23 protein-coding genes are annotated in these 24,854 nt (G+C 55.5%); 18 read left to right on the forward strand and 5 right to left on the reverse strand.

All coding sequences use genetic code 11. The features are described from left to right. Positions 1-2 precede the first annotated feature (2 nt). Genes ACR3FC_RS17285 through nqrF form a run of 5 tightly spaced genes read left to right on the forward strand, consistent with a single transcriptional unit; the run spans position 3 to position 4,517 of the window. Positions 3-1,211, forward strand: coding sequence for an NADH:ubiquinone reductase (Na(+)-transporting) subunit B (locus tag ACR3FC_RS17285; RefSeq protein ID WP_480477168.1), 1,209 nt, complete (start codon positions 3-5; stop codon positions 1,209-1,211). Then, a complete protein-coding gene (locus ACR3FC_RS17290; protein ID WP_480477170.1) occupies positions 1,204-2,019 on the forward strand; it encodes a Na(+)-translocating NADH-quinone reductase subunit C in 816 nt (271 codons plus the stop codon). Before ACR3FC_RS17285 ends, ACR3FC_RS17290 begins: the two co-directional genes overlap by 8 nt. Beyond that, positions 2,019-2,672 carry an NADH:ubiquinone reductase (Na(+)-transporting) subunit D gene (locus ACR3FC_RS17295; protein ID WP_480477172.1) on the forward strand — a complete coding sequence of 218 codons (654 nt, stop codon included), beginning with the start codon at positions 2,019-2,021 and terminating at the stop codon, positions 2,670-2,672. The genes ACR3FC_RS17290 and ACR3FC_RS17295 overlap by 1 nt, the downstream gene beginning before the upstream one ends. Continuing rightward, positions 2,672-3,280 (forward strand): NADH:ubiquinone reductase (Na(+)-transporting) subunit E, encoded by a 609-nt coding sequence (gene nqrE, locus ACR3FC_RS17300; protein WP_209507136.1) that lies wholly within the window; start codon positions 2,672-2,674, stop codon positions 3,278-3,280. The genes ACR3FC_RS17295 and nqrE overlap by 1 nt, the downstream gene beginning before the upstream one ends. A gap of 13 nt (positions 3,281-3,293) precedes the next feature. Then, positions 3,294-4,517 (forward strand): NADH:ubiquinone reductase (Na(+)-transporting) subunit F, encoded by a 1,224-nt coding sequence (gene nqrF, locus ACR3FC_RS17305; protein WP_480477174.1) that lies wholly within the window; start codon positions 3,294-3,296, stop codon positions 4,515-4,517. Positions 4,518-4,571: 54 nt separating this feature from the next. Here nqrF and ACR3FC_RS17310 read toward each other — a convergent pair whose 3' ends face one another. Next, on the reverse strand, positions 4,572-5,585 hold the full coding sequence (locus ACR3FC_RS17310) for an NAD-dependent epimerase/dehydratase family protein (protein ID WP_480477176.1): 1,014 nt from the start codon (positions 5,583-5,585) through the stop codon (positions 4,572-4,574). A 181-nt stretch (positions 5,586-5,766) separates the two neighbouring features. On the opposite strand from ACR3FC_RS17310, the gene ACR3FC_RS17315 reads away from it, so the two are divergent. After that, the gene (locus ACR3FC_RS17315; protein WP_480477178.1) at positions 5,767-6,531 is read left to right on the forward strand and encodes a metallophosphoesterase family protein; all 765 of its coding nucleotides are present in this window, start codon (positions 5,767-5,769) and stop codon (positions 6,529-6,531) included. Positions 6,532-6,533: 2 nt separating this feature from the next. Here the strand turns inward: ACR3FC_RS17315 and ACR3FC_RS17320 are convergent, their stop codons facing one another. Beyond that, complete coding sequence (locus ACR3FC_RS17320; RefSeq protein ID WP_480477180.1) at positions 6,534-7,058, reverse strand: CBS domain-containing protein; 525 nt, start codon at positions 7,056-7,058, stop codon at positions 6,534-6,536. A 122-nt stretch (positions 7,059-7,180) separates the two neighbouring features. Here ACR3FC_RS17320 and ACR3FC_RS17325 point away from each other — a divergent pair, with 122 nt between their 5' ends. The 7 genes from ACR3FC_RS17325 to ACR3FC_RS17355 all read left to right on the forward strand — a co-directional run bounded on the left by ACR3FC_RS17325 (position 7,181) and on the right by ACR3FC_RS17355 (position 14,548). Continuing rightward, complete coding sequence (locus tag ACR3FC_RS17325) at positions 7,181-7,366, forward strand: hypothetical protein (RefSeq protein WP_480477181.1); 186 nt, start codon at positions 7,181-7,183, stop codon at positions 7,364-7,366. 66 nt (positions 7,367-7,432) lie between these two features. Continuing rightward, positions 7,433-8,458 (forward strand): FAD:protein FMN transferase, encoded by a 1,026-nt coding sequence (locus tag ACR3FC_RS17330; protein ID WP_480477184.1) that lies wholly within the window; start codon positions 7,433-7,435, stop codon positions 8,456-8,458. A 14-nt stretch (positions 8,459-8,472) separates the two neighbouring features. Next, positions 8,473-8,709, forward strand: coding sequence for a (Na+)-NQR maturation NqrM (gene nqrM / locus ACR3FC_RS17335; protein WP_267366293.1), 237 nt, complete (start codon positions 8,473-8,475; stop codon positions 8,707-8,709). Positions 8,710-8,782: 73 nt separating this feature from the next. After that, positions 8,783-10,453 (forward strand): sulfatase-like hydrolase/transferase, encoded by a 1,671-nt coding sequence (locus tag ACR3FC_RS17340; RefSeq protein ID WP_480477186.1) that lies wholly within the window; start codon positions 8,783-8,785, stop codon positions 10,451-10,453. Between the two features lie 103 nt (positions 10,454-10,556). Then, positions 10,557-12,074, forward strand: a complete 1,518-nt coding sequence (gpmI, locus tag ACR3FC_RS17345) for a 2,3-bisphosphoglycerate-independent phosphoglycerate mutase (RefSeq protein ID WP_480477188.1) — start codon at positions 10,557-10,559, stop codon at positions 12,072-12,074. Beyond that, positions 12,071-13,201, forward strand: a complete 1,131-nt coding sequence (locus tag ACR3FC_RS17350; RefSeq protein WP_480477190.1) for a murein hydrolase activator EnvC family protein — start codon at positions 12,071-12,073, stop codon at positions 13,199-13,201. Before gpmI ends, ACR3FC_RS17350 begins: the two co-directional genes overlap by 4 nt. Before the next feature lie 6 nt (positions 13,202-13,207). Then, entirely contained in the window at positions 13,208-14,548 is a 1,341-nt protein-coding gene (locus ACR3FC_RS17355) for a S41 family peptidase (protein WP_209507125.1), read from the forward strand. Between the two features lie 137 nt (positions 14,549-14,685). On the opposite strand, the gene ACR3FC_RS17360 is transcribed toward ACR3FC_RS17355, so the two are convergent. Further along, positions 14,686-15,045 (reverse strand): hypothetical protein, encoded by a 360-nt coding sequence (locus ACR3FC_RS17360; protein ID WP_480477192.1) that lies wholly within the window; start codon positions 15,043-15,045, stop codon positions 14,686-14,688. 11 nt (positions 15,046-15,056) lie between these two features. Beyond that, positions 15,057-15,818 (reverse strand): DUF6478 family protein, encoded by a 762-nt coding sequence (locus ACR3FC_RS17365; RefSeq protein WP_480477194.1) that lies wholly within the window; start codon positions 15,816-15,818, stop codon positions 15,057-15,059. 250 nt (positions 15,819-16,068) lie between these two features. On the opposite strand from ACR3FC_RS17365, the gene ACR3FC_RS17370 reads away from it, so the two are divergent. From ACR3FC_RS17370 to ACR3FC_RS17385, 4 genes are all read left to right on the forward strand, one after another. Further along, positions 16,069-19,176, forward strand: coding sequence for an ABC transporter transmembrane domain-containing protein (locus ACR3FC_RS17370; RefSeq protein WP_480477196.1), 3,108 nt, complete (start codon positions 16,069-16,071; stop codon positions 19,174-19,176). A 79-nt stretch (positions 19,177-19,255) separates the two neighbouring features. Continuing rightward, on the forward strand, positions 19,256-20,053 hold the full coding sequence (locus ACR3FC_RS17375) for a CPBP family intramembrane glutamic endopeptidase (protein ID WP_480477198.1): 798 nt from the start codon (positions 19,256-19,258) through the stop codon (positions 20,051-20,053). 60 nt (positions 20,054-20,113) lie between these two features. Further along, entirely contained in the window at positions 20,114-21,046 is a 933-nt protein-coding gene (gene accD / locus ACR3FC_RS17380; protein ID WP_480477200.1) for an acetyl-CoA carboxylase, carboxyltransferase subunit beta, read from the forward strand. Beyond that, positions 21,043-22,317, forward strand: a complete 1,275-nt coding sequence (locus tag ACR3FC_RS17385; RefSeq protein WP_480477202.1) for a bifunctional folylpolyglutamate synthase/dihydrofolate synthase — start codon at positions 21,043-21,045, stop codon at positions 22,315-22,317. Before accD ends, ACR3FC_RS17385 begins: the two co-directional genes overlap by 4 nt. A 61-nt stretch (positions 22,318-22,378) precedes the next feature. Here the strand turns inward: ACR3FC_RS17385 and zapE are convergent, their stop codons facing one another. Then, on the reverse strand, positions 22,379-23,437 hold the full coding sequence (gene zapE, locus ACR3FC_RS17390; RefSeq protein ID WP_480477204.1) for a cell division protein ZapE: 1,059 nt from the start codon (positions 23,435-23,437) through the stop codon (positions 22,379-22,381). Positions 23,438-23,586: 149 nt separating this feature from the next. On the opposite strand from zapE, the gene ACR3FC_RS17395 reads away from it, so the two are divergent. Further along, a complete protein-coding gene (locus tag ACR3FC_RS17395) occupies positions 23,587-24,822 on the forward strand; it encodes an MFS transporter (protein WP_480477206.1) in 1,236 nt (411 codons plus the stop codon). The last annotated feature ends 32 nt before the right edge of the window (positions 24,823-24,854 follow it).

Raw genomic sequence — 24,854 nt, forward strand, 5'->3', positions numbered from 1 at the left:
GAATGGGATTGCGTAACTTCTTTGACCGGATCGAGCCGAACTTTACCAAGGGCGGCAAGTACGAGAAGCTTTTTCCGATCTACGAGATGGTGGAAAGCTTCATCTACACTCCGAAAACCGTAACCACCGTTGCTCCTCATGCGCGGTCTTATGTAGATATGAAGCGGATCATGACATATGTCGTGATTGCCACTATTCCTTGCATCCTGTGGGGAATGTGGAACACCGGTTATCAGGCAAATTCGGCCATTGCCGCGCTTGGCCCAGAGTCGGCAACCGGCTGGCGAATTGCAATTCTTCAGGTTTTTGGCATTTCGCTTAGTCCGGACAGCATCTTTGCCAATGTCATGCACGGGCTCATGTACTTCCTGCCGATCTATGTCGTCACGTTGGTGGCAGGCGGTATTTTCGAGGTCATTTTCGCAACGGTCCGCGGGCATGAGGTGAATGAAGGCTTTCTTGTCACTTCGATGCTTTACGCCCTGATCATGCCAGCAACTACGCCTCTGTGGCAGGTTGCCCTGGGAATTATTTTTGGTGTCGTGATCGGCAAAGAGGTTTTCGGTGGCACTGGTAAGAACTTCCTCAACCCTGCCTTGGTGGGGCGGGCGTTTTTGTATTTTGCCTATCCCGCGCAGATGTCGGGCGATGCCGTGTGGACCCCGGTCGACGGGTTTTCCGGTGCGACGGCTCTGGCTGTGTCGGCTGCCGAAGGCTATCAGGCGCTGGCCGCTGACGGTATCACCTGGTGGAGCGCGTTTTATGGCACCATCCAAGGCAGTATAGGGGAAACCTCGACGCTGGCCTGCATCATCGGTCTAGCCTTCCTGCTGATCACCAAGATCGCCAACTATCGGCTGATTGTGGGATGTCTGGCAGGCACAATAGCGTTCACCTGGCTGCTGAACCTGATCGGGTCCGAGACGAACCCGATGTTCGCTATGCCCTGGTACTGGCATGTCGTATTGGGTGGTTACGCCTTTGGTCTGGCTTTCATGGTGACCGAGCCGGTCTCGGCCAGCCACACCAATGCCGGTCGCTATGTCTATGGCGCCCTGATTGGTGTCATGGTTGTGTTAATACGTGTGATCAACCCAGCCTTTCCCGAAGGTATGATGCTGGCCATACTGTTCGGCAACGTCTTTGCACCGCTGATCGATTATTTTGTCGTTCAGGCCAACATCAAACGGAGGGCGCGTCGCCATGTCTGATACGCAACCCCCTGAACGCAAGGGCGTGATTGCCCGGTTTCTGGCGGCCTCACCAGATTCAGTTGGCAAAACAATCTTTATTGCTGTTGCGGTCTGTCTCGTTGCCTCGATGATCGTGTCGGCCGCCGCGGTCAGCCTGCGCCCGGTGCAGGAGGCCAACAAGCTGAAGGACAAGCAGGTCAATATCCTGCAGGTGGCGGGGGTGTATGAACCCGGCGTCAATGTCACCGAAGCATTTGCCGCATTCGAGCCGCATGTGCTGGACCTGGCAACGGGCGATTTTGTGGACGATCAGTTCGAGCCGGCCACCTTTGACGATTTGGCCGCTGCCGGCGATCCGGACCTGAGCGTCGCGCTTGACGACGATCCCGCAGGCATTGGTCGCAAGGCAAAGTATCGGGTCATCTATCTGCTGCGCGACGACAGCGGAGCGTTGGACAAGGTGATCCTGCCGCTGCATGGCTATGGGTTGTGGTCTACGCTCTACGGCTTCATCGCGCTGGAAAAGAACGGCAACGACATTTTCGGCCTGCAATTCTATCAGCATGGTGAGACACCGGGTTTGGGTGCTGAGGTGGACAACCCGCGCTGGAAGACGTTGTGGAACGGCAAGAAGCTGCGCGACGACGCGGGAGTGTTGCAGATCACCGTCGCCAAGTCGCAGCCTGCGGCCGGGCCCGACTATTACATCGACGCCCTGGCAGGTGCGACCCTGACCACTGTCGGTGTCGACAACCTGGTGAGATTCTGGATGGGCGATGCGGGTTACGCGCCGTTCCTGGCCAAACTGCAAGCAGGAGAGATCTGATGTCGCAGACCAAGAAAGAGCTGTTGGTCGACCCCCTTGTCGACAACAACCCGATCACCCTGCAGGTGCTGGGCATCTGTTCAGCTTTGGCGGTGACTTCGTCGTTGCAGGTGGCCTTTGTCATGGCGCTGGCGGTGACCTTTGTGACTGCGTTTTCGTCGATGTTCATTTCGATTTTGCGCAATCAGATTCCCGGTTCGATCCGAATCATCGTGCAGATGGTGATCATCGCCTCGCTAGTGATTTTGGTGGATCAGATCCTCAAGGCTTATGCCTTTCAGATTTCCAAGACCCTGTCGGTGTTTGTCGGCCTGATTATCACCAACTGTATCGTTATGGGCCGAGCCGAGGCATTCGCCATGAAAAACCCGCCGGTAGCGTCGTTCATCGACGGTTTTGGCAACGGCATGGGCTATGGCCTGATCCTGATGCTGGTGGGCATCATCCGGGAGTTGTTTGGATCGGGCAGCCTGTTCGGCGTGACAATCCTGCAAACGGTCAATAATGGCGGTTGGTACGTACCCAACGGCCTGTTGCTGCTGCCACCTTCGGCGTTTTTCGTGATCGGCCTGCTGATCTGGGCTTTCCGCACGTGGAAGCCGAACCAGGTAGAAGAACGTGAATACAAGATCCAGCAGGTAGAGGCGCACTGATGGAAGGGCTTATCTCTCTGGCCGTGAAGGCCGTCTTTATCGAAAACCTTGCGCTCAGCTTTTTCCTTGGCATGTGTACCTTCATCGCCGTGTCGAAAAAGATTTCGACTGCCATCGGCCTGGGAATATCGGTCATGGTGGTGCAGGCCATCACCGTGCCCGCCAACAACCTGTTGCTGTCCTTCCTGCTGAAACCGGGCGCATTGGCATGGGCCGGGTTCCCGGATGTGGATCTGACCTTTCTCGGGCTGATTTCCTATATCGGCGTGATCGCAGCGATGGTTCAGATCCTCGAAATGATTCTCGATAAGTATTTCCCGCCGCTCTACAACGCGCTGGGGATCTTCCTGCCTTTGATCACTGTGAACTGTGCCATTCTAGGTGGTTCGCTGTTCATGGTCGAACGGGATTATAACTTTGCCGAGGCGACCACCTATGGCATCTCATCCGGCTTCGGTTGGGCGTTGGCGATCACCGCGATGGCGGGCGTGCGCGAAAAGCTCAAATACTCGGATGTGCCGGACGGGCTTCAGGGGCTGGGCATCACATTTATCACCGCCGGGCTGATGGCGATGGCCTTTATGTCCTTCTCAGGCGTGAAACTGTAAGGGGGGCGAGAGAATGGAAACCTTTTCGCTCGGCGTTGTCCTGTTCACCCTGATTGTTCTGGCGCTGGTGGCCATCATTATGGCTGCTCGGTCAAAGTTGGTGTCAACCGGCAACGTCAACATCACCATCAACGGTGAAAAGACTATCTCGGTTCCGGCGGGTGGCAAACTGCTGCAAACATTGGCGGCCGAAAAACTGTTTGTTCCGTCAGCCTGCGGTGGTGGTGGTACCTGTGCCCAGTGCCGCGTGAAAGTGCATTCGGGTGGCGGTTCGATCCTGCCGACCGAAGAAAGTCACATTACAAAGCGCGAAGCCTCCTGTGGCGACCGTCTGTCCTGTCAGGTGGCGGTCAAGCAGGACATGGAAATCGAAGTTCCAGAAGAGGTCTTCGGCGTCAAGAAATGGGAATGCACCGTTCGCTCGAACGACAACGTTGCGACCTTTATCAAGGCCCTTACTCTGGACCTGCCCGAAGGAGAGGACGTGAAATTCCGTGCCGGGGGCTACATCCAGATCGAAGCGCCCGCTCATCAGTTGAAATACACCGATTTCGACGTGCAGGAAGAATACCGCGAGGATTGGGATCGCTTCAATCTGTGGCAATATGAGTCGGTTGTGACACAACCGATCGAACGCGCCTATTCGATGGCCAACTATCCGGATGAAAAGGGCATGATCATGCTTAACGTCCGGGTAGCTTCACCGCCTCCGGGCTCAGAAGGAATTCCGCCGGGCCAGATGTCGTCCTACATCTTCAACCTGAAGCCGGGCGATAAAGTTACTATTTCGGGTCCATTTGGCGAGTTTTTCGCGCGTGAAACCAAGAAGGAAATGGTCTTCATCGGTGGTGGCGCCGGCATGGCACCGATGCGCAGCCACATCTTTGACCAGCTCAAACGCCTTGAGAACCGCGACCGCAAGATCAGTTTTTGGTACGGCGCACGATCCAAGAAAGAGATGTTCTTTGTCGAGGACTTCGATCAGCTGGCGGAAGAGTTCGACAATTTCGAATGGCACGTCGCTCTGTCGGACGCCCAGCCCGAGGATGAATGGAAAGGCTATACCGGCTTCATCCACAACGTTCTGTTCGAAGAATACCTCAAGAACCACCCGGCACCTGAGGATTGCGAATACTACATGTGTGGACCGCCAATCATGAACCAGTCGGTTATCAACATGCTGCTGGATCTGGGCGTGGATCGAGAAGATATCATGCTCGACGATTTTGGCGGGTAAATAATGAAACCGGCACTGAGTGCGCCGGTTTTTTCATTCCGGCACCAGGTCGACCTATTTTGCGTAATAGTCCCGATACCAGGCGACGAATTGGGCAATGCCGTCCTTCAAGTCGGTCTGCGGGCGATAATTCGTCAGCTGCTGCAACAGCCGATTGTCAGCCCAGGTGGCATGAACATCGCCCATCTGCATTGGCATGAAGTTTTTGACCGCTTTCTGGCCAACAGCCTCTTCGATGGCTTCTATGAAATCCATCAGACGCACCTTGTCTCCGTTGCCAATGTTGACGATGCGGTACGGTGCAACTGGCGACAAGCTGTCACCGTCTTCGATATCCGCGCGGCTGATCGGGCGAACCGGTGGAACATCGATCAGCAACCTGATCCCGCGCACAAGGTCTTCTACATGCGTGAAGTCGCGATACATATCGCCATGATTGTAGATGTCTATTGGTCTGCCATCCAGTATCGCAGCGACGAACTTGAAATAGGCCAGATCGGGGCGCCCCCAAGTGCCGTAAACGGTGAAAAACCGAAACATCGTGGTCGGCAAATCCCACAGATGGGCATAGGAATGCCCCATCGCCTCATTCGCCTTTTTGGTGGCGGAATAGATCGTCAGTTGGGTGTCGGCTTTTTCTGTTTCGATGAACGGCATGTCTTCGTTTGCACCATAGATCGATGAGGTCGACGCCATCAAAAGATGTTCCACCTTATGCTGACGCGCAATTTCCATCACATTGAACGTGCCCACAACGTTCGACTCGATATAGCTGCGGGGATATTCAAGGCTGTGCCGCACGCCAGCCTGCGCGGCCAGATGTACGATGACATCGGGCTGAAACTCCTCAGCGACCTGCACAAGCCGATCAAAGTTTTCCAAACGGTCTTCAGTTGCCGTAAATCCTGAGGTTTGAAGCAGTATCTGATGTCGACGCTGTTTCAGGGTCACATCATAATAGTCGGTCATCCCGTCGTAGCCGTGTACCTGAAACCCTTCTGCCAAAAGCAACTTGGCCAGATGGAATCCGATGAACCCGGCAGAACCTGTAATCAATACTCGTTTCATAAAACCCTCAGAACTCACTGCAAATTCACCGCTGGCTGGAAGGCTGATCCTATCATCAGATCAACTGCTTGCGAACATCCTGCGGGCATATCGGACAATCTAAGGCTCGTGGTCAACACTTTGCCTATTCAAACAGTTGTTGATTGCGACCACCGAGCGGGGCGGGTAGGGATCAAATGCCATGATGAAAGACTGGATCAGACGGCGGTTCCAATCCGCGGCGAGGGAAAGCTCCAATGCGATGCCATGCGACGTGGCACCAGCAGAAAAAGTGACAGCTGTCGGCGATATTCACGGTCGTCTTGATCTGCTTCAGGCGGTTTTGCCACGACTCGACGATCAAAGCCCGCTGGTTTTTCTGGGCGATTACATCGACCGGGGGGCATACAGCGCGCAGGTACTGCGGCATTTGCATCACCTGAGTGAAGCGTCAGACGGGCGGGTGCAATGCTTGCTTGGCAATCACGAAGAGATGCTGCTGCAATTTGTAAACGACCCGGAACGCTACGCCAGGCTTTGGTTTCATAACGGTGGAGCGGAAACTCTGGCATCTTTCGGCCTCGTATGTCCCGACGAGTTGCACAGTGGCAAGCATCTGCCTGAACTGGCAGAGCGTCTGCGGCACAAGATGGGCGACAGCTTGCTGGACTGGCTTGCAAATCTGCCGCTGACCTGGACCAGCGGCAACGTCACCTTTGTCCACGCGGCGCTTGATCCGCGGCAATCCATTCAATCCCAGGATCGCCAAATCTGTCTATGGGGTCATCCGATGTTTCCACGGCTTGCACGCAGCGACGCGCAATGGGTTGTACACGGTCATACAATTGTAAACCAACCCCGGGTTAAAAACCGGGTTGTGTCGATTGATACCGGTGCCTTTGCCTCGGGCAGATTAACTGCCGTTGAATTAGACAGCGGTAGCATCGGGTTTCTTTCCACCGGTTGAAACTAGCCTACGATCATCTGCTTCATGCGAAGCGCTTCATACTCCAATTCCCTCAGGCGGAAATGCACTACGTCACCGATAGTGATGACACCGCACAAATTGCCATCACGCAGAACCGGCATATGGCGGAAACGTCCCTCGGTCATGGTCTTCAGCACGTCATTCAGCGTATCCTCGGGCATGCAGGCTTTTACATCTCTGGTCATCAGGTCTTCGACCGACTGTGGCAGAGTCTGTCCCGGCGTATCGGCCATGCGCCTCACGATGTCGCGTTCCGACAAAATTCCTTTCAATGCCCCGTTCTGATCGGTCACCAGAACAGCACCAATTCGCTTGTCCTTGAGCGTGTTCACTACCGAATGGATGGTATCATTAGGTCGCACCGAGAACACCGCATCCCCTTTACCCTCAAGCAGTTTGGCCACGGTCGTCTGCGAATGCGACAGGTTTGATTCCGCTGATTGGCTGTAGGTTGTCTTGTCAGCCTTGTCACCGCGCGACGGCGACTGATAAGAAGTTGGGGCCATGAGCAATCTCCTTATGGTTCTTGCAAAGTCTTTCCCTTTCACTTTAGCGCAGCTAAACGACCTGTATAGGGTGCAATTGCACGAGTTGGCCAAACGCAGGTCAGCAGAGGGAGCTTAAGCCTTTGAATGAACTCTATCTTACGCCCCCGGTTGCCGCGCTGATCTTCTTTGTGGCTGTTGTGTGCGGTCACAACTTTCGTATGGCGTGGAAGCAACAGAAGCCCGGGTGGCGGAAACGCGCGTGGTTGTTCGGAATTCCGGCTGGAACTGGTCTTCTGCTGTTGGGTTTCCTTCCATTGAAACTGTAATGCCAATTTGACTCTGGCGGGGACCGCTGTCATATGCCGGGCACAGAATGTCCCGGAGAACGCCCAATGCGTCTTTTGCCCGTACTGGCCTTTTTCACCCTTCTTTCAGGCTGTCTTTTTGACAAGGAACCCGAAGAAGTTCGTCTGTCCGGCGAGACAATGGGCACGACCTACAATATCACCGCAATTGGCGAGGACCTTGACAAAGACGCACTGGCCGCGGCCGTCAGTGATAAGTTGGCAGCAGTGAATGCCAAGATGTCCAACTGGGATCCGAACTCGGAAGTTTCTGTTTTTTCCGCATCGACCAGCACAGATCCGATGCCTGTGTCCAACGAACTCGCGCTGGTTCTTTCGGCAGCGAACGAAGTGCACTCGAAATCCGGTGGCATTTTCGACGTAACCCTCGGCCCTCTGATCGAACTTTGGGGTTTTGGCCCACGCAAGCCCGAAGACCCGGTGCCATCAGATGGGGATATCAACGCCGCGCTGAATGGTGTAGGTCAAGAACGCCTGCTAGCGCTCGATACGGATGCTGGTACGCTTGCCAAGTCAAACGCCAGTGTAGGCATTAACCTGTCCGCGATTGCAAAAGGCTATGGAATTGACGCTGTTGTGGAAACCTTGCAGGCCGCTGGCATCGAAAACTATCTGGTTGAAATTGGCGGCGATCTTGTGGCCAAAGGTAAGAATGACAAGGGCGAAGCGTGGCTCATTGGTATCGAAAAACCTGAAACGGGTTCGCAAACCATCCAGTTGATCATTTCTTTGGATGACAGGGGCATGGCCAGTTCGGGCGATTACAGGAATTTCTTTGAAAAAGATGGTGTGCGATATTCGCATATCATCGATCCGACAACAGGCCGTCCGATCACGCACCGCACCACTTCGGTCACCGTGCTGGCCGAAAACGCGATGATGGCCGATGCCTGGGCAACAGCCATGCTGGCCTTGGGGCAGGAAAAAGGGCTAGCTCTGGCAGAGGAGCATAAACTTGCAGTGTATTTCATCTCGCGGGATGTGACAGGCGGCGAAGATGCCTATATCACTGCCCATAGCACAGCGTTCAAAGACGCGCTGGGATCGAACTGACTGTTGGAGCTGAGATGAGTACCTTTATTCTGGCCTTCATTCTTCTCGCTCTCGTCATGGTGGGCATGTCATTGGGTGTCATGCTGATGGGCAAGACCATCAAAGGCAGCTGCGGTGGTCTAAACGCGATCTCGGGCGCGGATAAATGCGTTGTTTGCCAAAAAGACATCGACCCCGACAGCCCACTGCGCGACAAGCTGCAATGCAAACGTGCCAAGAAGATGCTGGAGCAAATGGACCGCCAGGCCTGACGCTGGTTTTGCTTCGCTCTGCGGATAGAAATGGCTAACTAGGTCCTCGTGACTTGTGGGGAAGGGCGTCAACTTGGCCAAGGCAAGAAACATCCTGTTCATCATGTTCGACCAGCTGCGATGGGATTATCTGAGCTGTTACGGCCATCCGCATCTGCATACCCCAAATATCGATCGTCTGGCAGCCAAAGGCGTGCGCTTCAACCGCGCCTATATCCAATCACCGATCTGCGGCAGCTCCCGCATGTCCACTTATACCGGGCGCTATGTGCATTCTCACGGGGCGTCGTGGAACGGAATTCCGTTGAAAGTCGGTGAGATTACAATGGGCGATCACCTGCGTAAGGCGGGGATGGATTGCTGGCTGGTTGGCAAAACTCATATGCGTGCAGATGCCGAAGGGATGGCGAGGTTGGGCTTGGAGCCTGACAGCCTGATCGGGGCCCGCGTCGCCGAATGTGGGTTCGACGTGTACGAACGGGATGACGGTATGCTGCCCGAAGGTCCGGATGGGTATTATGACCCGGAAGGGGCAAAGGAATACAACAAATTCCTAAAGGCCAAAGGGTATGAGAGCGACAATCCCTGGCATGACTTTGCCAATTCCGGGCTGGATGCGAATGGCAACGTTCTGTCAGGCTGGTTTCTGAAGAATTCACCCGAAGCCGCTAATATTGCCGAGGAAGACAGCGAAACGCCCTATCTGACCGGTCGCGGGATAGAGTTCATGGAAACGCATGATGGCCCGTGGTGCTGTCATCTGAGTTTTATCAAGCCGCATTGGCCGTACATCGTACCGGACCCATACGCCTCGATGTATGGACCGGAACATGTGCTGCCTGTGGTGCGATCCGAGGCGGAACGTCAGAATGCGCATCCCGTGCTTAAAGCCTTCATGGACACAAATATCGGCCAGACCTTTTCGCGGCAGGACGTACGTGAGGCGGTTATCCCGGCCTATATGGGGCTGATCAAGCAAGCAGATGACCAGATAGGCCGCCTGTTGGACTGGATGGAGAGAACCGGGCGGATGGAAAACACGATGATCGTGTTGACATCAGACCATGGTGATTTTCTGGGCGATCACTGGATGGGGGAAAAGACCTTCTTCCACAACGCCTCCACCAAGGTGCCGTTGATCATCTATGACCCGTCGCCCGAGGCGGACGCGACACGCGGTACCGTCAGCGATGCGCTTGTGGAATCCATCGACCTTGCACCGACCTTTGTCGATGCGGCTGGCGGGGAAGTGGCGACGCATATTCTGGAAGGTCACTCCCTGTTGCCTATTCTCTATGGGGAGAAGGACGCATTGCCACGCGATGTGGTGATCTGCGAATATGACTACTCGGCTTCACCAATCGCAAATGTTTTGGACGTGTCGGTCCGCGATGCGGTGATGTTCATGGCCGCAAGCAAGAAATGGAAACTGATCCATTGTGAAGGTGGGTACCGGCCAATCCTGTTCGATCTGGAAAACGACCCTGATGAGTTGAACGACCTGGGTGACAGCGCGGAGCATGCCGGTATGATCGCTGAAATGTACGAGCACCTGTTCGCCTGGACGCGGCGGGCGTCACAACGCACAACCCGGTCCGAGCAGCAATTGATTGAAATGCGAACCAAAAGCCGGGGCAGGGGTGTTGTTCTGGGCGTCTATGATGAAAACGATGCGCCGTTGGACCTGACCGTCAAATACCGCAATCGCAAGGCGCGCCCTTTCCAGAGCTATCTAAAAGACTAACACACTCTGTGTCGGTTAAAATTGTTCATCATTGCAAAGGTGGTTCACCCGTTGAAGTCCAAAGGATAGAAGGTGACCCAAGAGCAGAAAACGGAGTACATCAATGGCCACCCCCAAACCTGTTGTCCTGTGCATTCTTGATGGTTGGGGCCTGTCCGAGGACACAAAAGCCAACGCACCCTATCTGGCAAACACGCCGACGTTTGACGCGATCCTGTCTGAGTGCCCGCATTCAACCCTGATCACCCACGGCCCCGATGTGGGTCTGCCAAGCGGACAGATGGGAAATTCAGAGGTCGGGCACACCAATATCGGTGCAGGGCGTGTGGTCGCCATGGATCTGGGCCAGATTGATCTTTCCATTGAAGACCGGACTTTCTTCGAAAACGAAGCGCTGCAAGCTTTCATCGCCAGCGTCAAATCCTCTGGCGGCACTGCGCATCTGATGGGGTTGATCTCGGATGGTGGGGTGCATGGTCATCTGAACCATATCGTTGCCGCAACCACTGCCATAACGGATGCCGGTGTCCCGGTTGCACTACACGCAGTGACGGACGGGCGTGATGTCGCGCCAAGGTCAGCTCTGACTTACATCGCTGAGTTGGAAGAACGCTTGCCCGAAAACGCACGCATCGTCACCGTAAGCGGGCGGTACTTTGCCATGGATCGCGACAATCGCTGGGAGCGTGTCAGTGAAGCGTATGCTGCAATTGTCAACGGGCAGGGCCGAACAGCAAGCAGTTCCCATGGCGCGGTTGATCACGCCTATAACCAGTCCGAATCTGACGAGTTCGTCACACCAACCGTATTAACGGGGTATGACGGTATTAACGATGGCGATGGTTTCTTTTGCCTGAACTTTCGCGCCGACCGTGCCCGTGAAATTCTGCGCGCCATCGGAGAGCCAGGATTTTCCGAGTTTGCGACAGGACCGCGCCCGAAGCTTTCAGCTCTGCTGGGCATGGTCGAATATTCTGACGGGCACAATGCTTACATGACCACGGTTTTTCCAAAGCGCTCGATTGTGAATACTCTGGGCGAATGGGTCGCCAAGCAAGGGCTTCGGCAGTTTAGACTGGCTGAAACCGAGAAGTACCCGCATGTTACGTTCTTTCTGAATGGCGGTAAGGAGACGCCCGAACTAGGCGAGGATCGCTTTATGCCGAGCTCGCCGAAAGTGGCGACCTACGATCTACAGCCCGAAATGTCGGCCGCAAAGGTTACGGAGAAATTTATCGAAGCCATCGAAGGAGGGTATGACTTGATTGTTACAAATTATGCCAATCCCGATATGGTTGGCCATACAGGTGATCTGAATGCTGCGATCAAAGCATGTGAAGCCGTCGATGAGGGGTTGGCGCAAGTTATTGCGGCTCTTGAAAAGGTCAAGGGAGCGATGATTATCACGGCCGATCACGGTAATTGCGAAGTCATGGTTGATCCTGTGACCGGTGGTCCGCATACGGCCCATACGCTTAATCCTGTTCCCATAGCGCTGGTTGGCGGGCCAGAAGGTGCTGTATTGCGCCAAGGACGTTTGTCCGATCTCGCCCCGACCCTGCTTGAACTGATGGGTTTGCCTAAACCCATGGAAATGACCGGGGAAAGCCTGCTGTCATGAAACCGGCTGCTCTGGCAGTGTGTCTGTTTTTGGCCTTGCCGGCGCTGGCCCAGCCAGACGCTTCCAAGGCTGCTTTGGATGCAGCGCAGATGCTCGAACAGGCGTCCATCGCGTTATCCGAAGCCGAAAGTGCCCGGGACCGGGTCAATGCTCTTACGGAGACGATCCATGCCTATGAGGCCGGGTTGGGTGCGATGCGGGTGGGATTGCGCCAAGCGGCTACCCGCGAGGCGCAACTGAGTGCCGACTTGCGGACGCGCGAAAAGGAAATCCGGCGATTGCTCGGTGTTCTGCAAACCATTGAAACGACTGAACCACCCGTTTTGATGTTACATCCCGCCGGCCCGTTGGGGGCTGCCCGCGCGGGTATTATGCTGTCCGAGGTCACCCCCGGCCTGAACGCCAGCGCGCAGGAACTGGCGCAGGAGCTAAATGAAGTGCAGACATTGCGTGTCTTGCAGCAAAAGGCCTCGGAAACTTTGACAGAGGGTCTGACGGGCGTTCAGGCGGCCCGCACCCGTCTGAGCGAGGCAATCGCCGACCGCACGGATTTGCCCCGCCGTTTCGTGGAAGACCCGGTACGTACGGCCATTCTGATCTCGTCGACCGAAACACTGGATGGTTTTGCAAGTGGTCTGTCCGAGATCTCGGAGGGAGAGATCCTCGACAGCAATGCCAGCGTCTTGGACAGGAAAGGCCGGATATCAATGCCGGTACAGGGCATCTTGCTGCACAAGGCGGGTGAAACGGACGCCGCTGGTGTCACGCGCCCCGGCCTGATCGTGGGGACACGCCCGCGCGCCTTGGTCACATCGCCAACCGCTGCGACAATTCGCTATCGCGGGCCGCTGCTGGACCTGGGGAACCTGATAATACTTGAACCTCAATCGGGACTTTTGTTCGTATTTTCCGGTTTGCAGGAGGTCTATGGCCGGACCGGTCAGGTGATCCCAGAGGGCACACCAGTTGGTCTGATGCCCGGTGAAATGCCGGAAATCGGCGCAATTTTGTCAACAAGCAGTGATGGCACTGGAACTGACCGCTCAGAAACGCTCTATATAGAGGTAAGAGAAGACAATCGCCCCGTGGACCCGGAATCGTGGTTTCGGACCGACAAGGATGGATAAACGCGTATGAAGAAATTTGTGGTGGCCGGTCTGGCTGGAACTGTGGCAGGAATTCTTGCAACAACTCAGATCGCAGGACCCCTGCTGGCGCAGGAGGCCGAGAACAAGGCAAGCGTCTATGAACAGCTGGATTTGTTCGGCGACATTTTCGAACGTATTCGCGCCCAGTATGTCGAAGAGGTTGAGCCCGAAGAACTGATCGAGGCGGCCATTGACGGCATGTTGACATCGCTTGATCCGCATTCGAGTTATCTTTCTCCTGACGACGCCGAACAGATGCGCGTGCAGACCCGGGGTGAGTTTGGTGGGTTGGGTATCGAAGTCACGCAGGAAGAAGGCTTTGTCAAAGTCGTCTCACCTATTGACGATACCCCCGCCGACGCAGCCGGAATCGAAGCCGGGGATTTCATTACCCATGTGGACGGCGAAAGTATTCTGGGCCTGACGCTGGACAAAGCGGTTGACCTGATGCGCGGCCCGGTCGGATCCGAAATTATCATCACCGTCGTACGCGAGGGTGAGCCTGATCCCTTCGATGTCACTATTATCCGTGATACAATCAAGTTGACCGCTGTGCGCGCACGGACCGAAGGCACCAGTGTCGTGCTGCGTGTAACCACGTTCAACGACCAGACCTTCCCGAACCTGCAGGAAGGATTGCAGGAACAGATTGCCGAAGCGGGTGGCATCGACAAGGTGAACGGTTTTGTTCTGGACCTGCGCAACAACCCAGGCGGCCTGTTGACTCAGGCGATCAAAGTCTCGGATGCGTTCCTGAACGAAGGCGAAATTGTTTCCACGCGCGGCCGCGACCCGAATGAGGGTGAGCGGTTCAACGCCACCCCCGGGGATCTGGCTGAAGGCAAGCCAATTGTGGTGCTGATCAATGGCGGCTCGGCCTCGGCATCCGAGATTGTGGCCGGTGCATTGCAGGATCATCGCCGCGCTATCGTTGTGGGCACCAAGAGCTTTGGCAAAGGATCCGTGCAGACGGTCATGCCGCTGCGCGGCGACGGCGCTATGCGCCTGACCACATCGCGCTATTACACGCCATCAGGACGATCAATCCAGGCTCTTGGCGTCAGCCCGGACATCATTGTTGAACAGCCTCGCCCTGCACCTGCAGAAGAAGAGGAAGAGAGCAACGGGCGTACCCGGTCCGAAGCTGACTTGCGCGGCAGTCTGAACAATGACAGCCTGAGCGAGGATGAAATCCGCCAGATCGAGGAAGATCGTGCAAGGGCCGAAGCAACCGCTGAGCTGAGGAAAGAGGATTATCAACTGGCATATGCCATAGACATCCTCAAAGGCTTGTCAGCGTTCACCCCGCACGGGCCGTCCCAATAACCAAACCAATGGGTCGCGTACCACGCGGCCCTTTTCTTTCTGTCTCGCGAGATTTCATTTCATCATCCAGCAGCGCAATCTGAAGGCGTCGCGCAGAGAGCGCATAACCGAATGGATGATCCGATTTCGCAAGCGTTTCAGCCGTCTCCGCGGCTTACCCGTCGGAAAGCGCGTTTCAGCATATCCAACTCCGCGCGCAAAAGGTCCACTTCCGCCCTGAGATCATCGGCGGCGGGCTCTCCTGCTATTATGGAGAAACTCCCAAGTTTATCGACACTGCCTGCGTCGACTATGACGAAGCTGTGCACGCCTTCGGACAGGGCTGTGACGGGTACCGGAACATACAGATTCCATCCGTTGTCTGTAGGTGAAAGCTCAACTCCCTCCAGAGCTTTGCCCAGATATCGAACCTCCAACTCTGGTTGCCGCTCGGCCTCAACATGACCGTGCCAAATACCGTTTTCGAACCGAATGAAGGTCAGGGATGTTTGTGTCATCTTTGATCGTCTCACAAGTCGGCGCGATGGAAACGGCAAAACGTAAGGTCTCGCACACTCATACGGTTCATTTCCGGTTTTTCGAAAATAAGATCCAGCCAGATCTTTTCGATCCTGCGTTCATTCAGGGGCAGGTGAGCCAAGTCAAACTCAACTGCGTTCACGGCGTCAGAAGGGTTCAGTTGCCGCAAAACCTGCTCCATGTTGGGTCCGTGCTGAACATTGAGACGTGCGAACACACCCGATGGTTTTTCGCAGTCAATCAGGGTTTCTAACCGGATCAGATGCTCGCGTGTCAGGTCACGGGCGGCCTCACGCGGCAAGTCGATCGATACTGACAGGAACGACCCCTCGAAACCAAAGACCTCTACCTCCAGACTGAACGGAGCCAGATCACTTGCCCCCCGGTTGCGGATTTGCCGCACGACGATTTCGGTCAATGGGCAGTCGTGAAACAAGCTGACCTGATCGTCCATAACCGTTCTACGGGGAACAGAGGCCATGCCGGATTGCAACAACGGTGCGCGCCAAAGTCCGGGCCGCCAGCTCCAGTCGGTACCGACAGGCCGGTGAAACTGAGTTGATCCTATTTTTGGGCGGAGCAAACGCGCATCCGCCAGTTGGATCAGGCGATCCAGTTGTCCACGCAGACTGCGTGCCTGATCGCGTTTCAATCGCAACTCGGCTTGCGCCGAATCTGGCGCCTGCCGCACAGCCCGGCTCCAGCGGCCGAGCGTCCGGCGATGAATATAGCGATCCAGAATCCTGCGCATGGTCTCTTCGTCCGATAATGTCCTTCTTTAGTCAAAGAAATGAGTAGGAATAAACCCGCAATCACAAAAACACTACTTGAGCGCTACGTTTTCTGGTTGGTGGGTAAGCGTAAAAAAGATAGGTGCCGGATTGGGGGGCTGATGCCGTCAATTCTTGCAATACGTCGGGTCAGTGCTTACCGTCTGTTTCCTAAAAATGGGTTACCCCAGAACAGCCAAACATCAGTTAAGCTATCGATAAGGCCAGGCTATGGAGCCCACATTATTTTCTTTTATTTGGAAGTATTCGAAAAAACAGCAACTTGTCCTGTTGCTGCTAACGGTCCTGTCCTTCCCTTTTCTATATGCGTCGCTGGAGCTGCCGAAACAAATCATCAATGACGCTATTGGTGCGCCGGGCGACACGGTGACAGTCTGGGGCATCACAGTGTCTCAAGTTCAGTATCTGATGATACTGTGCTTTCTATTTCTGGCCACTGTGATCGCCAGTGGTTTGATGAAGATGCGCATCAATACGATGAAAGGCATCTTGTCCGAACGTATGCTGCGCCGTCTTCGCTATACCCTGATTCAACGCTCGATGCGGTTCCCAAAGTCCTATTTCGCGACCACCAGCCAAGGAGAGCTGGTCTCGATGATCACATCCGAGGCCGAGCCGATGGGCGGCTTGATGGGGGATGCGATTGCGCAACCGGTGTTTCAGTTCGGCCAAATGATGACAATCGTCACCTTTCTGTTCATGCAAAGCCTCTGGTTTGGTCTGGCAAGCATCGCGCTGATCCCGCTTCAGGCCTGGTTGATCCCCAAGTTGCAACGCCAGATCAATTTGCTGAACAAGGACCGTATTCAGGAGGTTCGGCGCCTGAGCTCGGAAATCGGGGAAAGCGCGGCGGGCATCAGCGACCTGCGCACGAATGGCGGCTGGCGGTATCGTCTGGCACAGTTCAGCCATAGGCTGGGAACCTTGTTCGAGATCCGGTTCAAGATCTACAAAAAGAAATTCTTTATGAAGTTCCTGAACAATCTGATCACTCAGATGACGCCTTTTTTGTTTTATTCGGTGGGCGGATACCTGGCGATCACGGGCGAGGTGACAGTAGGTGCATTGGTTGCCGCGTTGGGCGCGTACAAAGACCTTAGCGGGCCCTGGAAAGACCTTCTGACCTACTACAACCAGGTACAGGATATGTCCCTGCGATGGGAAGTGGTTACTGAAAGATTTGCCCCGGACAACATGATTCCCGAAGAGCTGTTCATCGGTGAGCCGGAAACCATTCCGCATCTGACCGGTGATATCGAATTGCGCAATGTGACCGTACGCGATGGCGATGGCAAAACCATTCTAGAGGATATTGATCTGACTATCCCACGTGGCGCGCGTGTGGCGATTCAATCCACCCATGCGTCGGAACGCAGTGCATTGGGCCAGTTGCTGACCCGCGAGGTTCTGCCTGTTCAGGGCGATGTGATCATAGCTGGCCACAGGCTGGACGAATTGCACCAATCAGTTATCGCGGCCCGGATCGGTTATGCCTATTCACGCCCGTATCTGTTTGACGGGACTTTGGGCGATAACCTCATGATGTCATTGCGCACCCATCCACAGCACGAGGCAGATGCCATAAGAACCCCGTCCCGTCGTCAGATCGAGTCTGTTCGGGCCGGTAACCCACCAGACTCGCTGGAAGATGAGTGGATCGATCCGGGACTGGCCGGTCTGGACGATATTGATGGAATACGTGATTGGTGGTTCCAACTGGTGGAAGCCATGGGGATTGACGAGTTCATGTTCCGGCGCACTCTGCGCACCCAGTTTGATCCAGAGATACACCCGATACTGGCACAGGAAATAGTCAGGCTGAGAGACTCCATCGCTGAACGGTTGAAGGCAAAAGGACTGGATCGGTATGTTTATCGGTTCGATCCCAACCAGTTCAACCCGGCTGTCCCGCTTGGGGGAAACCTGTTGTTCGCGGCACCGTCGCGCGACATCTCTCCAGACATTCTGGCTGGCGACGCGCGGTTTGTACAATTGCTCAGCACCCATGATCTTGCAGATGACGCGATCAGCATATCGAATGCCGTCATGGATACTCTTGGCAAGACATTTGGGCGGGATGGGGCTGACCATCCCCTGTTTCTGCGGCTTGGCATGTCCAAGGACATGTATCATCGGCTGCTTGACATCCAGGACCGGCGCAAAGCCAAAGGGAATGCTGCGCTGAGCGATCAGGAGCGCGCCTTGCTACTGACAGTGCCTTTCCTTCTGACCGCAGAACAGATCGGTCCTGATTTCCCAGAGGAATACAAGGAAAAAATCCTTGCTATCCGCAAGACCCAGGCTGAACGGTTGCGTGGTGCAATGGACGGTTTGTTCATGTCTGTGGCGCCTGACATCTATGTGCCGCGCCTGACCGTGATGGAAAACGCGATCTATGGCCGGATATCTTTGATGGCAGGTGCCCATGCCGAAGATATCGAAGACATCGTTGCAGAGGCCATGAACGAAGCCGGTCTGCGCCGTCGAGCAGCGGCCATTATTTATGACCTTCCGTCCGGGCTGGGCGGCAACAACCTTCCAACTGTGTTTCAGGAGCGTGCCGCTTTTTCGCGCGCAGGCATCAAACGCCCCGACATTCTGATCCTGGACAAGGCGTTGGCCAGCCACGACTCGGAAAGCCGGTTGCGCACGCGCCTGAAACTGCGGGAGTTGCTGCCCGATTCCATCATGATTTTCATGGAGGATCATTTTGCGCACCCCGAAGCCTATGACTTGTTTGTAGAAATAAAGGATGGACGGATCGACGGCGTCTCGCGGAGCAGGCCAGCGCATGAGGACAGCACTTCGGACGATCTGAGCCGGAAACTCGAGATCCTGTCAGCAACGCAGCTGTTTTCTGGCTTGGATGGCCGAAACCAGCGGCTGCTGGCGTTTTCGGCGCAATGGTACGAGGCCAGCGCCGGACAAGTCATCTTTTCCCGCGGTCAGGCGCCGGATGCGGCCTATTTGTGCATTTCAGGACAGGCCAAACTGGATTGGTCCAACGAGGATGGAACGAAACGGACAATCTCGATCATAGAACCCGGACGGCTCATCGGCGACCTGTCCATCATTACAGGGGAACCACGGCAGCTGGATCTGGTCGCGACGGAAGATAGCAGCTTCTTGCGTATCGGCGCAGAAGAGCTGCGTGCCGTTGTTGAAAGCGATGCTTCGGTCGCTATGCAGTTGCTGCAGACGGTTGCAGGGTATCTGACGACGCTCTCGAACAGGATCAGCGTGACCCAGAACGCCGAAGACATGTTTCCGCCCGTGACAGATGAAACGGCGCAGGAAGGTATTGGTAAGAATGCCTAGAGCGTATTCGGCTCATGCGCGTTTGGTCGAAACAGCCCGCGCCAGACCCGAACTCTGGCGTCTTTTGCTGGGGCTGGCATTGATCGCCGCGCTGGTCAGCGTTTTGAACCTGGTGTTTTTTACCGTGATCACGGGGTTGGGCCCAGCGAAGTGGGGTCAGGAACTTTTGCAAGGCAACACACCTTTGGCGCTGCTTCTGATGCTGGCCAGTTTCGGGTTCATCATTCTTGGCGTGGCAGTGGCCGCGCGTCAGCTTCAGCACCGATCTTTGCGATCAATTTTTGGCCAACGGGGTCTGGTTGCGGCCCAATTTCTGAAAGTGCTGAAAGCCCTGCTTATCTTGGGCGCCGTCGGTGTCTTGCTGCCGCCCTACGGCTTGGGGGAATCTCTGTCAAAGAATCTGCCATTTTCAACTTGGCTCTTGTTGCTTCCGGTCTCGGTATTGGTTGTCCTGATTCAGACCAGCGCCGAAGAAGTTCTGTTTCGAGGGTACATTCAGCAAGCTCTTGCAGCCAGGTTTCAATCGCCCGTCATTTGGATGGGGGTTCCGTCTGTTTTGTTTGCCGCCGGCCACTACACACCGGAACTGGAAGGAGAAAATGCAATTCTGTTTGTGCTTTGGGCATTAATATTTGGGTTGTTTGCATCCGATCTCACAGCGCGATCAGGCACATTGGGGCCAGCTATCGCCTTGCATTTCTTCAATAACATCATCGCATTATTGTTCATTTCTTTGCCAGATAACTTGAGTGGGCTGGCGCTTTTCTTGCTTCCCTTCGATGCATCTGACGCCGAACGGCTTCGTCCCTGGCTGATGGTGGATTTGGCTGTGATGTTCGTATGCTGGCTGGCAGCGCGGCTTGCGCTCAGGCGTTGATTGCATTTCTTCCCGTGGCGTCTTATTTGACGTCAACACCGCACAAGCCAAGGTTCCGACATGAACTGGATCACAAACTACGTCCGCCCCCGGATCAACTCGATCTTCTCTCGCCGCGAAGTGCCCGAAAACCTCTGGCAGAAATGTGACGAGTGCGGAACGATGCTGTTTCATCGTGAACTTGCGGAAAATCAGAACGTCTGTACCCAATGTGACCATCACATGGCGATTACCCCACGCGAGCGATTCAATCACCTGTTCGACGGCGGTATTTTCACTGAGGTTGCAGTGCCAGCCCCCAAAGACGATCCCTTGCATTTCCGCGACCAGAAGAAATATCCCGAGCGTATGCGAGCGGCGCAGAAAAAGACCGGCGAAAAAGAGGCGATGCTGGTTGTCAAAGGAGAAATCGGGCGCACGCCTATCGTTGCAGCAGCGCAGGATTTTTCCTTCATGGGCGGATCAATGGGCATGTATGTGGGCAACGCGATCATCGCGGCCGCTCAAGAAGCGGTTAAGCTAAAGCGCCCACTGATCCTGTTCTCGGCAGCTGGTGGTGCGCGGATGCAGGAAGGCATACTCAGCCTGATGCAAATGCCGCGCACAACCGTAGCCGTCGAAATGCTGAAAGAAGCGAATTTGCCCTATATCGTTGTGCTGACCCATCCCACCACCGGTGGTGTGACGGCGTCATATGCGATGTTGGGCGATGTCCACATCTCTGAACCGAACGCGTTGATCTGCTTTGCCGGTCCCCGAGTTATCGAGCAGACGATTCGCGAAAAGTTGCCCGACGGCTTCCAGCGGGCCGAGTACCTGCTGGATCACGGGATGCTGGACCGTGTCACCAAACGTACCGAGATGCGCGACGAACTGATCACCATCACCCGGATGCTGATGAACCAACCGCCGGCGATCAAAGGTGATCTGCCAGCACCGATCCCGGATGAAACGGCCAAGGTCGCGCAGGCCGAAGAGACCGGAAAAAAATGAACACCAAGACATCTGACGCCATACTCGACCGGATGATGGCGCTGCACCCCAAGATCATTGATTTGACCTTGGACCGCGTCTGGCGATTGCTGGCCGCTTTGGACAACCCGCAGCTCAAGCTGCCTCCAGTTATCCATATTGCCGGAACCAACGGTAAAGGCTCGACCCAGGCCATGATCCGGGCGGGCTTGGAAGGGGCAGGGCGTTCCGTTCATGCCTACACTTCGCCCCATCTAGCGCGATTTCACGAACGTATCCGGTTGGCGGGCGAACTGATTTCGGAACCCGGCCTGACCGCGGTTCTGGATGAGTGCTACGCGGCGAATGGCGGCGAGAACATCACGTATTTCGAGATCACAACCTGCGCCGCCTTGCTGGCCTTCTCTCGCTGCAAAGCAGATTACACTCTGCTCGAGGTCGGTCTGGGCGGACGGCTTGACGCGACAAATGTGATTGATGAACCGGCGGTGACAGTCATTACGCCGGTTTCAATCGATCATGAACAGTATCTGGGCGACACCCTGGGAAAGATTGCCGCCGAAAAGGCGGGCATTATCAAACCTGGTGTGCCATGCATCGTCGGCCCGCAAGAAGACGAGGCGCTGGAGGTGATCGAGTACACAGCCGCCCGGTTGGGCGCACCGCTGCTTGTACATGGCCAGCATTGGCACGTTCATGAAGAAAACGGGCGCTTGATCTATCAGGACGAAACCGGGCTGCGTGATCTGCCGCTACCCAACCTGCTGGGTGCACATCAGTTCCAGAATGCCGGTGCCGCCTTAGCGGTTCTGCGTCATCTTTCAATGGGTGACGCGGCCTACGAGGCTGCCGTATCCAATGCCGATTGGCCTGCGCGTATGCAACGTCTCAAAACCGGCCCGCTGACCGAGCAAGCCCCTCAGGTCGAACTGTGGCTGGATGGAGGGCATAACGCGGCCGCAGGTATCGCGCTGGCCGATGTGCTGGCGAAAATGCCGAAACGTCCCACGCATTTAATCTGCGGTATGCTCAACACGAAAGACGTGACTGGGTATCTCGCGCCACTGTCCAGACAGGTTGCAAGTCTGACTGCCGTCTCCATACCGGGCGAGGCGGCCACGCTCAGCGCCGATGAAACCGCCGCCGCCGCCGCCAAAGTTGGCTTGCCCTCTTCGGTCGCTGCAAGCGTTTCGGATGCGTTGAAGGCAATCACGGATCAAGACCCACAGGCGCGTGTCCTGATCTGCGGCTCCCTTTATCTTGCCGGAAACATCCTGCGAGAAAACGGTTAAGCTTCATCTTTTCGCAAATACTCCGGGGGAGGCGTGCGCAGCGCGACGGGGGCAGAGCCCCCTACTTCCCCCAGTTCTGGTCCTGCATTTCCCGCAGGCGCGACGCAGTACGCTCAAACTCAAAGGTGCCTTCACCTTCGACATACAACATCTCGGGCTCTGCCGCAGCCGAGCAGATCAACCGAACTTTTGCCTCGTAGAGCGCATCAATCAGGATGACAAAGCGCTTGGCTTCGTTGAAGTTATTTCTCGACAGACGGGGGATGTCCTCAAGCACCAGCACTTTAATTGCTTCTGCGATAGCCAGATAGTCTGCCGGTCCCAGCATCCGGCCGCACAGGTCATAGAACGAAGCCCGTGCAACACCATTGCGAAATGCGGGCAGTTCGACAGCGCGGCCTTTGACCTGCAATATCAACGGATCGGCAGGACCGCCTGCAAGATCTTTCCAGACATCCCGTATTTTCTGCCGCGCTTCGGGCCCGATGGGTGTAAAATAGACCGGAGCACCCTCTAGTCTGTTCTGACGGTAATCCGTGGGCGATACCAGTTCCCATACCTGCAACTGGTCTTTGATATGGGCAATAAAAGGCAAGAATAATTGCCGGTTCAACCCATCCTTATACAGCTCGTCCGGATGCCTGTTCGACGTGGTCACAACAACAACGCCACCCTCGTGCAGCAGGTCAAACAAGCGGCCAACGATCATCGCATCCGTAATGTCAGTGATCTGCATCTCGTCGAAGGCCAGCAGGCGGACGGATTTCACAACCTCTCTCGCCACAGGTGCCAGAGCATCTTCGACGTTCTCTTTTCGGGCCTTGTGCATTCCGGCATGGATTTCCTGCATGAAGGCATGAAAGTGAACGCGCCGTGCGGGGATTTCACCCAGCGTGTCGACGAACATGTCCATCAGCATCGATTTGCCGCGTCCGACGCCGCCCCACAGGTACAGGCCTTTGGGCGTTGGCGGAGCCTTGCGGAAAAACCCTCGTTTTACCGGCTCGGCCAGTGCCGCGCGGATGCGATCAAACTGGGGCAAAACGGCTTCTTGAGCGTCGTCGCGCGTCAGAGTTCCATCCGCAACGCGGGCTTCGTAAAGCGAAATCAGATCCGTCATGACCCAGAGCCTTACCCGTGACCCAGCGCGTTGAAAAGATGCCATTTCCCTGACGTATCAAAATTGCTTATCCGTGACCGCAAATCTGTTGAATTGACGCGATCCGTAAATGCAGTACGGTCCGTCGGACCAAACTACCCGAGGTCGCTATGCCGCAATCCACCCGCATGTTGAACCCGATCCTGTTCGTTGGATGCATCATCATAACGGTCAGTTTTGCCGTGCGCGCGTCTTTCGGCGTGTTTCAGATTCCGATTGCCAGCGAATTTGGCTGGCTGCGCACGGATTTCTCATTGGCGATCGCCATCCAGAATCTGGCTTGGGGCATCGGTCAACCGATCTTTGCAGCTATCGCTGAGAAAGTAGGAGACCGAAAGGCCATTGTCCTCGGTGCCTTGACCTATGCTGCTGGTCTGGTTCTGTCGGCCTGGTCCGTCACACCGCTTGAGCATCAGGTTTATGCGTGGCTGGTGGGGTTTGGCATTGCCGGAACCGGGTTCGGCGTGGTTTTGGCTGTGGTCGGTCGCGCGTCCTCTGATGAAAATCGGTCCATGTCGCTGGCCGTCGTTACAGCTGCGGGCAGTTTCGGACAGGTTCTGGGCGCGCCGACGGCTGAGTGGCTACTGTCATTCCTGCCCTGGCAACAGGTCTTCGTCGTGTTTGCCGCTGCGATTCTAGCGCTTGTATTGACCTTGCCCTTCATGCGGGCGCCTCAACCAGCTTCAAAGGCAGAGTTGCAAGAAAGCATGGGAGAAATTCTGGGAAAGGCGTTCCGAGATCCTTCTTACGCTTTGATATTTATTGGATTTTTCAGCTGCGGTTACCAGCTGGGATTTATCACGGCTCACTTCCCCGCATTCGTGACCGAAATGTGCGGCCCGATCCAACCCGGCAGCGTGCTGCATTCCATCGGCATCACATCCACGTCCGCACTTGGCGCGGTATCGATTTCACTGATTGGTTTGGCCAATATCGCCGGGACCCTTTTGGCGGGCTGGGCTGGCAATCATTTTCCCAAGAAATATCTGCTGGCCTCGGTCTATGCCGGTCGGACACTTGCTGCGGCATTGTTCATCGTTTTCCCGATAACGCCGCTGTCCGTCATTACATTCTCGCTGGTGATGGGATCGCTTTGGTTGGCCACCGTTCCGCTCACGTCGGGTCTTGTCGCGCACCTCTATGGTTTGCGTTACATGGGAACACTCTATGGCATAATCTTCTTCAGCCATCAGGTTGGCAGCTTCCTGGGCGTATGGCTGGGGGGGCGTATGTATGACCAGTATGGTGACTATGCCCTGGTCTGGTGGATCGGTGTGGCAATTGGGGCCTTCAGCGCCATCGTTCATCTACCGATCCGAGAGAACCGTCTGGCAGTCCCCGCCTGAGGTAACGTTTCGCGCTCGATCTACGTGCGCGC

Source organism: Ruegeria sp. AF3 (genome assembly GCF_056536285.1).

Excerpts from the sequence above, each read along its gene's own strand:
- nqrF (WP_480477174.1), top strand. The coding sequence starts at position 3,294 with ATGGAAACCTTTTCGCTCGGCGTTGTCCTGTTCACCCTGATTGTTCTG.
- ACR3FC_RS17365 (WP_480477194.1), bottom strand. The coding sequence starts at position 15,818 with ATGCGCAGGATTCTGGATCGCTATATTCATCGCCGGACGCTCGGCCGC.
- ACR3FC_RS17385 (WP_480477202.1), top strand. The coding sequence starts at position 21,043 with ATGAACACCAAGACATCTGACGCCATACTCGACCGGATGATGGCGCTG.
- gpmI (WP_480477188.1), top strand. The coding sequence starts at position 10,557 with ATGGCCACCCCCAAACCTGTTGTCCTGTGCATTCTTGATGGTTGGGGC.
- ACR3FC_RS17290 (WP_480477170.1), top strand. The coding sequence starts at position 1,204 with ATGTCTGATACGCAACCCCCTGAACGCAAGGGCGTGATTGCCCGGTTT.
- ACR3FC_RS17360 (WP_480477192.1), bottom strand. The coding sequence starts at position 15,045 with ATGACACAAACATCCCTGACCTTCATTCGGTTCGAAAACGGTATTTGG.
- ACR3FC_RS17355 (WP_209507125.1), top strand. The coding sequence starts at position 13,208 with ATGAAGAAATTTGTGGTGGCCGGTCTGGCTGGAACTGTGGCAGGAATT.
- accD (WP_480477200.1), top strand. The coding sequence starts at position 20,114 with ATGAACTGGATCACAAACTACGTCCGCCCCCGGATCAACTCGATCTTC.
- nqrM (WP_267366293.1), top strand. The coding sequence starts at position 8,473 with ATGAGTACCTTTATTCTGGCCTTCATTCTTCTCGCTCTCGTCATGGTG.
- ACR3FC_RS17370 (WP_480477196.1), top strand. The coding sequence starts at position 16,069 with ATGGAGCCCACATTATTTTCTTTTATTTGGAAGTATTCGAAAAAACAG.
- ACR3FC_RS17395 (WP_480477206.1), top strand. The coding sequence starts at position 23,587 with ATGCCGCAATCCACCCGCATGTTGAACCCGATCCTGTTCGTTGGATGC.
- ACR3FC_RS17285 (WP_480477168.1), top strand. The coding sequence starts at position 3 with ATGGGATTGCGTAACTTCTTTGACCGGATCGAGCCGAACTTTACCAAG.
- ACR3FC_RS17295 (WP_480477172.1), top strand. The coding sequence starts at position 2,019 with ATGTCGCAGACCAAGAAAGAGCTGTTGGTCGACCCCCTTGTCGACAAC.
- ACR3FC_RS17315 (WP_480477178.1), top strand. The coding sequence starts at position 5,767 with ATGATGAAAGACTGGATCAGACGGCGGTTCCAATCCGCGGCGAGGGAA.
- ACR3FC_RS17310 (WP_480477176.1), bottom strand. The coding sequence starts at position 5,585 with ATGAAACGAGTATTGATTACAGGTTCTGCCGGGTTCATCGGATTCCAT.
- ACR3FC_RS17350 (WP_480477190.1), top strand. The coding sequence starts at position 12,071 with ATGAAACCGGCTGCTCTGGCAGTGTGTCTGTTTTTGGCCTTGCCGGCG.
- zapE (WP_480477204.1), bottom strand. The coding sequence starts at position 23,437 with ATGACGGATCTGATTTCGCTTTACGAAGCCCGCGTTGCGGATGGAACT.
- ACR3FC_RS17330 (WP_480477184.1), top strand. The coding sequence starts at position 7,433 with ATGCGTCTTTTGCCCGTACTGGCCTTTTTCACCCTTCTTTCAGGCTGT.
- nqrE (WP_209507136.1), top strand. The coding sequence starts at position 2,672 with ATGGAAGGGCTTATCTCTCTGGCCGTGAAGGCCGTCTTTATCGAAAAC.
- ACR3FC_RS17320 (WP_480477180.1), bottom strand. The coding sequence starts at position 7,058 with ATGGCCCCAACTTCTTATCAGTCGCCGTCGCGCGGTGACAAGGCTGAC.